At 66.9% G+C, this 12,360-nt stretch carries 14 protein-coding genes; 3 read left to right on the top strand and 11 right to left on the bottom strand.

Annotated features, from left to right (window positions below):
* Positions 1-2 precede the first annotated feature (2 nt).
* Complete coding sequence (locus tag IAG41_RS21310) at positions 3-1,331, top strand: serine hydrolase (protein WP_187730702.1); 1,329 nt, start codon at positions 3-5, stop codon at positions 1,329-1,331.
* 145 nt (positions 1,332-1,476) lie between these two features.
* Here the strand turns inward: IAG41_RS21310 and IAG41_RS21305 are convergent, their stop codons facing one another.
* From IAG41_RS21305 to IAG41_RS21295, 3 genes are read right to left on the bottom strand one after another with little or no spacing between them, the layout of a single operon-like run.
* Positions 1,477-1,734, bottom strand: coding sequence for a hypothetical protein (locus IAG41_RS21305; protein ID WP_187730701.1), 258 nt, complete (start codon positions 1,732-1,734; stop codon positions 1,477-1,479).
* Positions 1,716-2,282, bottom strand: coding sequence for a GNAT family protein (locus IAG41_RS21300; RefSeq protein ID WP_316251201.1), 567 nt, complete (start codon positions 2,280-2,282; stop codon positions 1,716-1,718). Before IAG41_RS21300 ends, IAG41_RS21305 begins: the two co-directional genes overlap by 19 nt.
* Positions 2,269-3,105, bottom strand: a complete 837-nt coding sequence (locus IAG41_RS21295; RefSeq protein ID WP_187730699.1) for a TIGR00266 family protein — start codon at positions 3,103-3,105, stop codon at positions 2,269-2,271. Before IAG41_RS21295 ends, IAG41_RS21300 begins: the two co-directional genes overlap by 14 nt.
* A gap of 199 nt (positions 3,106-3,304) precedes the next feature.
* Here IAG41_RS21295 and IAG41_RS21290 point away from each other — a divergent pair, with 199 nt between their 5' ends.
* Complete coding sequence (locus IAG41_RS21290; RefSeq protein WP_187730698.1) at positions 3,305-4,360, top strand: hypothetical protein; 1,056 nt, start codon at positions 3,305-3,307, stop codon at positions 4,358-4,360.
* A gap of 9 nt (positions 4,361-4,369) precedes the next feature.
* Here IAG41_RS21290 and IAG41_RS21285 read toward each other — a convergent pair whose 3' ends face one another.
* The 3 genes from IAG41_RS21285 to IAG41_RS21275 are packed head-to-tail and all read right to left on the bottom strand — an operon-like array spanning position 4,370 to position 6,761.
* Entirely contained in the window at positions 4,370-5,161 is a 792-nt protein-coding gene (locus IAG41_RS21285) for a LysR family transcriptional regulator (protein ID WP_187730697.1), read from the bottom strand.
* Positions 5,158-5,556 carry a Co2+/Mg2+ efflux protein ApaG gene (gene apaG / locus IAG41_RS21280; RefSeq protein WP_187730696.1) on the bottom strand — a complete coding sequence of 133 codons (399 nt, stop codon included), beginning with the start codon at positions 5,554-5,556 and terminating at the stop codon, positions 5,158-5,160. The genes IAG41_RS21285 and apaG overlap by 4 nt, the downstream gene beginning before the upstream one ends.
* Complete coding sequence (locus IAG41_RS21275) at positions 5,553-6,761, bottom strand: trans-sulfuration enzyme family protein (protein WP_187730695.1); 1,209 nt, start codon at positions 6,759-6,761, stop codon at positions 5,553-5,555. Before IAG41_RS21275 ends, apaG begins: the two co-directional genes overlap by 4 nt.
* A gap of 62 nt (positions 6,762-6,823) precedes the next feature.
* Here IAG41_RS21275 and IAG41_RS21270 point away from each other — a divergent pair, with 62 nt between their 5' ends.
* A complete protein-coding gene (locus IAG41_RS21270; protein WP_262408810.1) occupies positions 6,824-8,146 on the top strand; it encodes a phospholipid carrier-dependent glycosyltransferase in 1,323 nt (440 codons plus the stop codon).
* A 106-nt stretch (positions 8,147-8,252) separates the two neighbouring features.
* Here IAG41_RS21270 and leuB read toward each other — a convergent pair whose 3' ends face one another.
* The 5 genes from leuB to IAG41_RS21245 are packed head-to-tail and all read right to left on the bottom strand — an operon-like array spanning position 8,253 to position 12,335.
* Positions 8,253-9,302 (bottom strand): 3-isopropylmalate dehydrogenase, encoded by a 1,050-nt coding sequence (gene leuB / locus IAG41_RS21265; RefSeq protein ID WP_187730694.1) that lies wholly within the window; start codon positions 9,300-9,302, stop codon positions 8,253-8,255.
* Between the two features lie 51 nt (positions 9,303-9,353).
* On the bottom strand, positions 9,354-10,085 hold the full coding sequence (recO, locus tag IAG41_RS21260; protein ID WP_187730693.1) for a DNA repair protein RecO: 732 nt from the start codon (positions 10,083-10,085) through the stop codon (positions 9,354-9,356).
* Positions 10,086-10,144: 59 nt separating this feature from the next.
* Entirely contained in the window at positions 10,145-10,465 is a 321-nt protein-coding gene (locus IAG41_RS21255; RefSeq protein ID WP_187730692.1) for a hypothetical protein, read from the bottom strand.
* A complete protein-coding gene (locus tag IAG41_RS21250) occupies positions 10,462-11,382 on the bottom strand; it encodes a GNAT family N-acetyltransferase (protein ID WP_316251200.1) in 921 nt (306 codons plus the stop codon). The genes IAG41_RS21255 and IAG41_RS21250 overlap by 4 nt, the downstream gene beginning before the upstream one ends.
* Positions 11,379-12,335, bottom strand: a complete 957-nt coding sequence (locus IAG41_RS21245; protein ID WP_187730691.1) for a polysaccharide deacetylase — start codon at positions 12,333-12,335, stop codon at positions 11,379-11,381. Before IAG41_RS21245 ends, IAG41_RS21250 begins: the two co-directional genes overlap by 4 nt.
* Positions 12,336-12,360: the final 25 nt, after the last annotated feature.

The raw sequence follows: 12,360 nt of genomic DNA, 5'->3' as shown, positions 1-12,360 counted from the left end.
CGATGCGCACCCTCTTGCTGTGCCTTTCCTCCCTCGTGCTCGCTCTGCCCGCTTCGGCGCAGACCGCGCCGGCTCCTGCCGCGGCGGTGGTCGAGGCGGCGCCGGCGCTGAAGGCGCGGCTCAAGGAGCTTGTGACCATCCTTGCCGGCACCGGCAGCTATGAGAGCTTCTTCTCGCCCAGCTTCCAGGCCCAGGTGCCCAAGGCGCAGTTCGAGGCGATCAACGCCCAGCTGACCGCCGCCAACGGGCCGGTGGTCGGTGTCGAGGGCATCCAGCTCGACACGCCCTATTCGGGCACCGCCACGCTATCCTTTCGCGACGCGATCGCATCGATCCTGATCGTCGTCGACCCGAACGAGCCGCATCAGGTGGTCGGGCTGCTGATTAAGGGGATCAGCGCGCGCGAAAAGTCGCTCGACGAGGTGACCGCCGCGATGAAGGGCCTGCACGGCGCATCGGGCTTCGCTCTGGCCAGGCTCGGCAGCGGTGCGCCGCAGCTGCTGATCCAGCACAATGCCGACCGGGCCTTCGCGATCGGATCGGCGTTCAAGCTCGTCATCCTTGCCGAACTGATCCGCGAGACCAATGCGGGCACGCGCAAATGGGACGACCTCGTCACGCTCGACGGATCGCCGCTGCCCGGCGGCGGCTACAACCTGAAGCCCAAGGGGACCCAGGTCAGCCTGCGCGAGCTCGCCACCCAGATGATCTCGATCAGCGACAACAGCGCGACTGACATCCTGCTGAAGACGCTGGGCCGCGAGAAGGTGGAGGCGATGCTGCCGGTGCTCGGGATCAGGGACGCGGCGCGCAACCGGCCCTTCATGGGCGCGCTCGAAATTTTCAAGCTGAAGGGCATCGAGAAGGGCGCGCTGGGGAAGCGCTATCTCGCGCTCGACGAGGCGGGGCGCCGCAAGATGCTGGACGGCGAAGTCGCTTCGGCTTCGATCTTTACCGTCGATCCGATGCTGTTCCGGGACGGCAAGCCGGTGATGATCGACACGCTCGAATGGTTCGAGACTCCGGCCGACCTGGTGCGGGTGATGGACTGGATCCGCCGCAACACCGAAGGGCCGAAGGGCGCCGATGCCCGCGCAGTGCTCTCCAAGAATGCCGGTGTCCCGCCATCGGCCAAGGAGAAGTGGCAGTTTGTCGGCTACAAGGGTGGATCGGAGCCGGGCGTGATCAATATGACTTTGCTGCTCCAGGCGAAGAGCGGCGACTGGTATGTGCTGACCGGGAGCTGGAACGACACCGAGCGGGCGGTGGAGGAAGGCCGCTTCGCCGGGCTGATCGGTAAGGCGGCGGAACTGGCGGCGCCGGCGCCCTAGGGACGCTTTCTCTTCGTCACCCCGGCCTTGTGCCGGGGTCCACCGAGCGTCTGGGCGAGACGTAAGAGCCTAGAACGGCTCGCGTCCGGCACGGCGGACCCCGGCACAAGGCCGGGTGACGGAGGAAGCAAGGCCCGGAGGCTTTCTACCGCTCGCGCATCCGGAGCGCGTGATAACGGGTGCGGGCGGCGATGCCGGTGATCATCAGCATGATACCGGCCCCGAGCACGGACGCCGCCAGCCACATCGGCATGTCCAGCATCCCGCGACGATGAAGCGCCACCAGCACCGCGCCCAAAGCGGCGAGGCCGATGCCCGACAGCCTTATGCCGCGCGCCACCCCGGCCAGCTCGCGGCGATAGGCGGCGCGCTCGGCCGGGTCCTTCAGGTTCGGCGGGGCCATTGCCAATCCTCACGCAGCAGCCCGTAGAGCGTGGTGTCGCGCACGCCGATATGCGTTTCCCATTCGGCGCGCAGATGCCCTTCCAGCTTGAACCCCAGCCGCTCGAGCAGCCCGCGTGACTGGACGTTCTCCGGATCGGTATCGGCGAAGACGCGGCGTTGACCCTCGGCAAAGATCTGGTCGATCACTGCCGCCACGGCTTCCGCCGCGATGCCGGTCCCCCAATGCTCGCGGGAGAGCATATAGCCGATCTCGGTAACGTTGCCCTGGCGCTTCTCCCCGGTCGCGACGAAGCCCAGCGCGGTGTCGTCACCCTTGCGCGTGATCGCCCAGGCGCGCCAGTCACCGCCAAGGCGGGCGAAATCGGCGCGCGTTTCCTCGACCGAGCCGTGCGGCGCGCTCGACCACCAGATCATCAGCTCGGCGTCCGAATAGGCGGGAAACATCGCCTCGGCATCGTCTACCTCGCGCGGACGCAAGCGGAGGCGCTCGGTCTCCAATACCGGCGTGCCGCGCGCCGCGCCCCTCGGGGCCTCAGCGGTTGCCACCGATGAAATCCCCCAAGCCTCCCAATACGCTGCCTTCGCCGCGATTCTGGCCGCCATAGCCGCCCGCCGCCGCGAGCATCCGCCCGGCGAGCCGCGAAAAGGGCAGCGACTGGATCCAGACCTTGCCGGGCCCGGTGAGCCGCGCGAAGAACAACCCCTCGCCGCCGAAGATCACGCTGCGCACTCCGCCCGCCGCGACCAGGTCAAACTCGACGCCGGGCGTATAGGCCGCAAGGCAGCCGGTATCGACGTGGAGCTCCTGGCCCGGCGCCAGCTCGCGCTCGACCACGGTGCCGCCCATCTGGACGAACACCCAGCCATCGCCCTGGAGCTTCTGCATGATGAAGCCCTCGCCGCCGAACAGGCCGGTCATCATCCGGCGCTGGAACTGGATGCCGATCGACACGCCCTTGGCCGCCGCTAGGAACGAATCCTTCTGGCAGATCAAAGTGCCGCCATAATCGGCGAGGCGCAGCGGCAGGATCGATCCGGGCGTAGGCGAGGCGAAGGCGACGCGCGCCTTGCCCGAGCCATTATGGGTGAAGACGGTGGTGAACAGGCTCTCGCCGGTCACCAGCCTTTTGCCGGCGCCGAGCAGCTTGCCCATGAAGCCGTCACCCTGGCCGCCGCTGCCGTCGCCGAACACGGTGGTCATGCCGATGCTGGCGTCCTTCCAGACCAAAGCGCCCGCTTCCGCGACGGCGCTCTCGCCGGGATCAAGCTCGATCTCGACGAACTGGAGCTCCTGCCCCTTGATCTCGAAATCGATGTCGTCGGCAACGCCCGACTGGCGGTGATGGGACCAGGGACTGGACGGCGGCATTGGCATCACTCCCGAAGTTGCAGCCGCCTGATAGCCGAGCGTGCCGGGGCGTTGGAAGGCGGAAAGGCGCCAGGACGAGCACAGATCATATCGACGATCTCCGCGACCCCGACCGCACGCCGGACAACGCTTTTCGCTCCTCCTCGCTTGCCAAGCCGGATCAATGAGATATTGTCACATCATAACAAGGGGGAATTCCATGTTGAGAAGCGCAATTCTTGCGGTGGCTGCGGCTATGCTGATGACGCCCGGCATCTCGGCGGCGCAGCAGATGCGCACGATCGAAGTGCCGGCGAGCAAGAAATGGCAGCATGCGGCTACCGGCTTGATCGTTCCGCAGGCGCTGGGAGGCATGGCGCGCACCGGGATTGGCGACACCGGCAATCAGGAACTGGACGTCGTGGTGCAGTTCAGAGACGAGGACGACACGCGCGGCACGCTATACCTGTTCCGCCCGGCGCTGATGAACGTCCCGGTCTGGTTCGATCGGGTCGAAACCCAGATTTTCGGCAGCGACGCGATGGGCGATCCCACGCCGACCGCGGCAACCCTGGCCTTCGCTCCACCGCATTCCAGCACTGCGGGCGCGCTCCGGCGAGTCTACAAGCCCAGCAAGCCGCCCTTCAGCGCGACGGGTGCCGCGATTCTGCCGCTCGGAGAATGGCTGGTCGTACTTCGGCTGAGCTCTCCGACGCTCGATCCGGCAGCGCTCGACGCCAAGCTCAGCGAGGCGATCGCTGGGCTCGGCTGGCCGACGCCCAGGGCGGGTTCGGTCGAGGCTCCGGCTTCGGTGCCGATCGAAGCTTGTGCCAGCCCGCTCGCCTTTGCGAACAAGGCCAAGGCCAAGAAACCCGACACGTCGATGGCGCTGCTCGGCGCGATCATGGCGAACATGGCCCAGGACCCGGAGATCCAGGAGAAAGCCGCGAAGAGCGGACCCGTCAGCTTCTGCCGCGAAGGCAACGGCGAACGGCAGCTCGGCGCCTATCGTGCGCTGCCGCTTTCGGGAGACGCCTATGTCATCGCAATCGCGGACGCGGGCCGCACGATCGATGTCAGCCCCGAAATCCCGCTGGACGGAAAGCGGGCCGGCTATTCGGTAACGCTCAACGATCTCGCGACGTCGCTTGTCTACCCGTCGTTCGACAAGCTGCCTGCACCGGCCAAAGTGTTCGATATGATCAGCAAGACGGGGCCGATCTCGTCCACGACGCGCAACGGCAAGGACACGAACATCACGATCAATACGCCGTGACGACGCGCTTCAGGTCCCCAGCGCCTCGACCAGCGCCTTGACCTTCTTCTGCCGCCATTGCGGCAGCGGGGCGACCAGCCAATAGCCGAGCCGGGACGAGCGCGCCTCGCCCACCATGACGACGCGGCCCGAGGCGATGTCGGCGCGGGCGATCAGCTCGGGGACGGTGGCCTGGCCGAGCCCCTCGGCCGCGGCGTCGACCGCGAGGCCGGCATCGGCGACGCGGACCGACGAGCCGGCGTCCTCGGCGAGGCAGCCTTCCCAGGCGATCTTGGTATCGATGCCGCCGCCGGGGCGCTCGACGGTGACCATGCCGTCGCTTTCCAGCGCCTCGCCCTCATGCTCGCCCGGGCCTTCGCCCCAGCGGATCGCGAGATCGAGATTGGCTTCGGTGAAGTCGATCGCCTCGTCGGCGGGGACCAGCATGAAGCGAAGCTCGCCATCGGCACGGGCGATCTCGGCGAGCTTGGACATCAGCCACTTGGCGGTGAGATCGCGCGGCGCGGCGATCGTCAGCGACTTGGAAGTCTGGCCCGCCTGCATCGCGCGGACCGATTCCTCGAACTGGAGGAAGCCGGCGCGGAGCGCCACAAGGCCGGCCTCGGCTTCCGGCGTCAGCTCCAGGCCCTTGGTGGTGCGGCGAAACAGGACGACGCCCAGCGTATCCTCCAGCGCGCGAATCTGCTGCCCAACCGCGGCGGGGGTGACCGCCAGCTCGTCCGCGGCGCGGGTGAACGACAAGTGCCGCGCCGCCGCATCGAGTACGCGCAGGCCGTTCAGGGGGAGATGGGTGCGCTTCACCCGGTCACCGCCGGCGCGATCAGCGAGAATTTGGGAATGGCGACATCGAACGCCGAACCGTCCTCGCCGATCATGTGATAAGTGCCCTGCATGTGCCCGGTCGGTGTCGAGAGCGGGCAGCCCGAGACGTAGTCGAAGCTGGCGCCGGGCTCGATCATCGGCTGCTCGCCGACTACGCCCTCGCCCTCGACCGAATGGCGCGCGCCGCGGCCGTCGGTGATGATCCAGTGGCGGGTAAGGAGCTGGACGGTGAACGGCCCCTCATTCTCGATGCGGATATGATAGGCCCAGAACCAGCGGCCGCGCGCGGGTTCGGACTGTTCGGGCAGATAAGACACCGACACGCGGACGATGACGCCGCGCGTCTCCGCCTCGTCGGTGAACAGGCTTTTCACAGCCCGACGCCCGCCAGCGCCTGATCGAGATCGGCGATCACGTCGTCCGGATCCTCGAGGCCGACATTGAGGCGCAGCATGCCTTCGGTCACGCCCATCTCCAGCCGCTTCTCTTCCGCCACGCCCGAATGCGTGGTCGAGGAAGGATGCGTCATCAGCGAACGGGAATCGCCGATATTGTTCGAGATGTCGATAAGGCCGAGTCCGTCGAGCAAGCCGTGCGCCTGTTTGCGGCCGCCACCGACCTCGAACGAGAAGATCGGGCCCGCCGCCTCCATCTGGCGCATGAAGAGATTGTGCTGCGGATGGCTGGGCAGTGCGGGGAAGTTCACCTTGGGCACGCGGCGTTCGAGGAAGGCGCCGACCTTCAGCGCATTCTCGCTCTGGCGGCGGATGCGGAGATCGAGCGTCTCCAGCCCCTTCAGCACCACCCAGGCATTGAACGCCGACAGCGTAGGGCCGGTGTTGCGGGTGAAGGGCAGCAGCGTGTTGGTGATGAAATCCTCGGTGCCCGTCACCGCGCCGGCGAGGACGCGGCCCTGGCCGTCCATCATCTTGGTAGCCGAATAGGCGACGATGTCCGCACCGAACTCCAGCGGGCGCTGGAGCGCAGGGGTGGCGAAGGCATTGTCGACCACGGTCTTGATGCCGTGCTTGCGGGCGATGCCGCACACGGCCTCCAGGTCGACGACGTCCATCGTCGGATTGGCCGGGGTCTCGAAGAAGAACAGCTTGGTGTTCGGGCGGATCGCGTCCTGGAACTGCTGCGGATCGCGGGCATCGACGATCGTCGTGGTGATGCCGAACTTGGGGAGCAGCGAATCGGTGAGCCAGCGGCACGAACCGAAGGCGGCGCGGCCCTGGACGAGATGGTCGCCCTGTTCGAGCTGGCAGAGCAAGGCGGCGGTCATCGCCGCCATGCCCGTCGCCATGGTGCGACAGGCTTCGGCGCCTTCGAGCAGGGCGATGCGATGCTCGAGCATCTCGACCGTCGGGTTCTGGAGGCGCGAATAGGTCATGCCGACCTGCTCGCCGGCGAAGCGGTCCGCGGCGTCGGCGGCGCAGTCATACGCATAGCCCGAGGTGAGGAAGATTGCCTCGCTCGTCTCGCCCCATTCGGACCTCGCCGTGCCGCCGCGCACCGCCTGGGTGGCGGGCTTCCAGTTGCGGGTGACGCTCGGGTCCTGGCCGGTATGACGCTTCATGTTTTTCGCTTTGCCGGGCGCGGCGCCCCTACGTCAACCAAGTCCGGCATGACGCGCGCGAAATGATCGTTTATCGAGCCGTCATGCTCGATCGCATCAAGGCTCTGCAGAGTCGCCCCTATGTCGTTGCGCTGCTTATCGCTTTGGCTGCGCAATTGCTGTTCACCCTCCATATCGACCAGCCCAGCCGAATCATGTTCGACGAGGTGCATTATGTGCCCGCCGCCCAGGCGCTGCTGGACCTGTCGGCGCCGCGCAACACCGAGCATCCGCTGCTCGGCAAGGAGCTGATCGCGGCAGGCATAATGGTGTTCGGCGACAACCCGTTCGGCTGGCGGATCATGCCGACCCTGGCGGGAACAGCCACCGTGGTGGGCGTGTTCGCGTTCCTGTGGCTGCTGCTGGGCGGGAAGATGCGGCCGGCGCTGGTGGGCACGGCGCTGGTGGCGCTCAACCAGACGCTCTACGTCCAGGCGCGGACGGCGATGCTCGACGTGTTCCTGGGCGCGTTCATCGTCTGGGCGATGGTGCTGATGCTATGGGCGATGCACGGCACGCCGAAGCAGGTGCGCTGGCGTTGGATCGGCGCCAGCGTGCTGCTTGGAATGGCGACCGCGGTCAAATGGGCGGCGGTGCCCTATGTCGCGCTCGCCGCGCTGGCGTTTGTCGCGATCCGGATTTGGGATGCCCGCAAGGCGAAGAAATCGCTCGACCATGCCTTCTGGATCAAGGACCAGCCGCATTGGCCGGGGCTGGCGACGATCCCCGGGCTCGCCATTCTGGGCGTGGTTAGCATTGCGACCTATTTTGTCACTTTCGCGCCGGCATTCTTCTACGCCAACCTCCCGCTCACCCTGCCCGGCCTGTTCGAGCTCCAGCGCGGCATGTACGAGCAGCAGACCCAGGTGCTGAAGCACCACACCTACCAGTCCGACTGGTGGAGCTGGCCGCTGATGATCCGGCCGATCTGGTTCTTCTACGAATGGGACATGGGCGCGCAGCGCGGCGTGCTGCTGATCGGCAATCCGGTGATCATGTGGAGCGGGCTGATCGGGGTGATCGCCTGTCTCGCGGCCTGGTTCCGGTCGAAGGCGATCCGGCCGCTGGCGATGGCCTTGCTATGGATCGCATCGGTCGCGATCTATGCCGTGATCCCCAAGTCGCTGGGCTTCTATTACTATTACCACCTCTCGGGCATCTTCATCTGCCTGGTGCTGGCGGTAGCGTTCGACCATTTCGACCGGGGCAGGAACAAGGGCTGGGAGGAGTGGTTCACCGCCCTCTCGCTGATCGCCTTCGGCTATTTCTATCCGATCCTCGCCGCGGCGCCGCTGCACGACCCGCAATCGTTCAACTATTGGATGTGGTTCAACAGCTGGCGATGAAGGCCCCATTTGTGCTCCTGCGAAGGCAGGAGCCCAGGGCAACACGCGATTCCCTTGTGACTCTGGGCTCCCGCTTTCGCAGGAGCACGAGCCGGCCAATCTCTCCTCAAAGCTCCGCCAGCACCGCGTCGCCCATTGCGGTGGTCGAGAGGCTGCCGCCCAGATCCGCCGTCCGCGCGCCCTTGGCAAGGGCCGCCGCGACCGCCGCCTCGATCCGACGCGCGGCCGCATCATTGTCCAGCGAATGGCGGAGCAGCAACGCCGCGGAGAGGATAGCCGCGCACGGATTGGCCTTGCCCTGCCCTGCGATGTCTGGCGCGCTGCCATGGATCGGCTCGTACATGCCGTTGTCGCCGCTCCAGGCGCGGAGCGACGCGGAGGGCAGCATGCCGATCGATCCCGCGCACATGCTCGCCTCGTCCGACAATATGTCGCCGAACAAATTGCCGGTCAGGATCACGTCGAACTCGGTCGGGGCGCGCACGAGCTGCATCGCGGCATTGTCGACATACATGCAGGTGAAGTCGACTTCGGGATAATCGATCGCGACTTCATTGACCACGTCGCGCCAGAGCTGCGAGGTCTCCAGCACGTTCGACTTGTCGACCGAGCAGAGCTTGCGCTTGCGGCGCTTGGCCATCTCGAAGCCGACGCGGGCGATGCGCTCCACCTCGTTCTCGTTATAGCTCATCAGGTCGAAGCCCTGGCGCAGCCCCTCGACATTTGTGCGGCGGCCCTTCTCGCCGAAATAGACGTCGCCGGTCAGCTCGCGGACGATGACGATGTCGAGGCCCGCGACGATCTCGGGCCTGAGCGGCGATGCGTCCTCAAGGCCGGGGAACAGGATAGCCGGGCGGATATTGGCGAACAGGCCGAGTTCGCGGCGGATCGCGAGCAGCGCCGCTTCGGGGCGCAGGCGGCGCTCCAGCGCCTCGAAGCGCGGATCGCCGATCGCGCCGAACAGCACGGCATTGGCGCGCTTGGCGAGCGCGAGCGTATCGGGCGGCAGCGGCCGGCCCGAGATCAGATAGGCGGCGCCGCCGATCGGCGCCTCCTCGAACTGGAGATCGAGCGCGAGCGCTTCGAGCACACGGCGCGCTTCGTGTGTGACTTCAGGACCGATCCCGTCGCCGGGCAGAACAGCAATCAGCGGCATTTCCGCTCCCAATAGCTCGAAGACCTTGTCGCTTTGCCCCCACCGCGCGCCTTAGGCAACTGCCCGCAACAATCGATCGACCAGCCGTGCCCGGGCGGCGAGCGTATCGGCACCCTTGCCGATCAGCAGATCGCGTTCGAGGAAATGACCGGTGAGCTTCAGGCCTGCGAGGATGTCGTCCCAATCGGCCTCGCCGCCTTCGATCAGGAAACGGGGCAGCGCGAGCAGCCGTTTCTCATAGCCCTCGGCGCCCAGTCGGCTGACCGCGACGCCGCTCTTGGGGCTGACAAAGGCGAGATCGTCGTTGCGCCCCGTGGCGGCGCAATGTTCGAGATCAAGACCGAAGCCGAGCTCGGCGAGCAGCAGCAACTCGTAGCGGACCAGCGCGACCGCCCAGCCGCGCGCCGCGGGCGCCGCCTCGATCGCGGCGAGCACGCCGTCGAGTGCGGAATAGAGATGGGGATAGGGCTGGCCGTCGGGCAGGGTCGCGGCGGTGAGCGCGGTCGCCCATTCGAATGCCGCGGCGGGCAGTGGCTCGCCGAACATCGGCGCACGGCTGTGGATCAGCTCGACCGTGAGGCCCGCGAGCTGCTCGTCAGTGCGCGAGCGCCATTCGCCGAGCACCTGGTTCGCCGGCTGGAGGATTGGCCGGAGAGCGCGCGAGCGTCCGCCGCGGACATAGCCGGGCTGGAGGCCATCACTTTCGGTGAGCGCACGCACCACCGCGCCATGCTCGCCATGCGCGCGGACGCTGAGGATGATCGCTTCGGCGCGGAGATGCATTCAGGGGCATCTAGCGGATGCGGGCCGCTCTGTGGCGGAATTTCATCGCGAGGGGACGGTTACCGCGTCCCGCGAACCTTCGAATAGGCCCACCAGACCGCCACAAATTCGAGAACGGCGATTCCCCGTATCCGTCCCGTTATCTCGACGAAGTTCAAGATGGCGCCCAACATCAGCGCAAAGGCCGAAAGCACGGCGAAATTGGGCAGTCCGAAATATTTGTAGATCCTCGGATTTCCGGCCGGCGGAAGCAGCAGCTTTTCTGCCTCCACAGCGAATATGGGCGCCAGGATACCCAAAATCAGGGTGATCCCGGAGAGCAGCAACAGATCGCGGGGGCCGTGCTGCGCCGTGAGCGGGCTGAGCGGCCCCGGGGTCACCCCCGCCGCACCTTCTTTGCCAGCCTCTCCAGCCCCGCTGCATTCACGACTCGCTTGGCCAACGCCACGCTGGCGTTGAAGGCGCCGAGCGCCGTGGTGGTCAGCCGGTTGACCAGGCTCGGGCGCAGCAGCAGCAGGTCGACGCACGACACGCCACCGGTGGCGAACTGGCGCTTGTGCTGCCCCTCGCCCTCGGTGAAGTCGAACCGTCCGAAACGCGCTTCGGCGAACAGGTCGCGCATCGCTTCGAGCTGGAGCACCGCGCCCGGCGAGAGATCGTTGAACGCCGGATCATGGCCGACATGCGCATAGATCACCGTGTCGCCGACCACCGGGCAATAGAGATAGGCCACCGGCTCGCCGGCGATGTAGAGCAACCACGCGCGCGCGCGATCGGCCGCGCCGAGCGCCAGCATCTCCTGGATGAATTCCTGGCTTTCCGGCAGGCCCGAGCCGAGCAGGCGCTCCTGATAGGTGCGCGACGATATCTGCCGCGCGACGGGGTGGAATGCCTCCAGCTCGTCCGGGGCGCTGAAGCGGCGCACATCGAGTTCGCCCCCCGCCGCGATCTTCTTCGCCTTGCGCTTCAGGCCCTGGCGCGCGTTCGACGAAAGACTCCCGAACCACGCATCGAAGCCGATCTCGAAATCGAGGAAATAGCGCGTGTAGCGCTGCCGCACGAAGGGCAGCATCCCGCCTGAGGCGAAGATCATCGCCGCCTGCCGGTCCTCAGGCAGCGAGGTCACCGAATAGCCATGCGCCTCGTGCTCCAGCGGCGGAAGCATCGGCAGCCGTCCCTCGCGCGCTTCCTCCAGCGTCAGCGGCACGCGCGCCAGCGAGCGCTGGACCGCCAATAGGGTGCGCGCGCCGATCTCGAACTTGAGCGGCACCGGGCGAGCGGGATGCACCACTGTCACGCCGCCCGTTCCTCGACCAGGTTGGACCAGAGCTGCTCGGCTTGGCGCAGCCGGGTGCGGATCACGCTGGGGCCGAGCGGCGCATCGGGCCGATCGAGCGGCAGCACGGGCAGATCGCGGAAATGGGTGGTGACCAGCGCCTCGCGGCGCTTGCCGAGCAGGCGGCACAGAGTCTCGAAGCGGCGGACATGGACGGCGTTGGGCCGCGTACCCGCGCGATTGGCGAGCTCGAAGCTGTGCCCCACCACCGTCACCGCGGCATGGCGCGCGCGGGCGGCGTGATCGAGCGCGGCCTTCATTTCGGCAGCCGACAGCGCGCAGATCTGGAAATGGCGGAGATGGCCCTTCTGGTCCTCGATCAGCGTGACCGGCACCTCCACGATCCCGCGATGCTCGATCGGCGCGATCTGGCGCGCATCAAGGTTGATCGCGCTGGGCCAGGGATGTTCGGAGCCATTATGGCTCGAATCATAGCGAAAGCCGAGCTCGGCAAGCGCCAGCAGCGTGTCGTCGCTCGCCGAATAACTGCCCGACCGGAACGCGACAGGATCGGGCGCGCCCGCCGCGACGAGCATGTCCGTGGCGCCAGCGAGCAGCTTGATCTGCTCGTCCAGGCTATAGTCGATCAGTTCGAACGGGCCATAGGTCGCGCCGCCGTCGCCAGCATGCGCGCCCGTCCAATTGGGGTGGAGATGAAGTTGCACCTCCTGCCCCGCCTCGAGGATCGCTCCCACGACGCGCTTGATCGGATCGAGGCCGTAGACCAAAGCCGGCATCGGATCGACGAAGAAGGTCGCCTTCAGCCCGTGCCTGCCGAGCTGCTCGAGCTGCCAGCCGATCCCCACGCCCGCCGGCTCGAGCGAGCGCTGGACGATCGTTTCCATGTCGAGACCCGCGACGTGGTGGCGCCACATCAGCTCGGTATCGATCGTCAGGAATATGCGGGTCGGCATGGCGCCGGGAGTATCGCGCCCGCGT

This window comes from Sphingomonas sp. JC676 (genome assembly GCF_014489075.1).
Lineage (GTDB): Bacteria > Pseudomonadota > Alphaproteobacteria > Sphingomonadales > Sphingomonadaceae > Sphingomonas.
The sequence above is the reverse complement of the archived record's forward strand: the minus strand, read 5'-3'. Positions and strand labels throughout refer to the sequence as shown.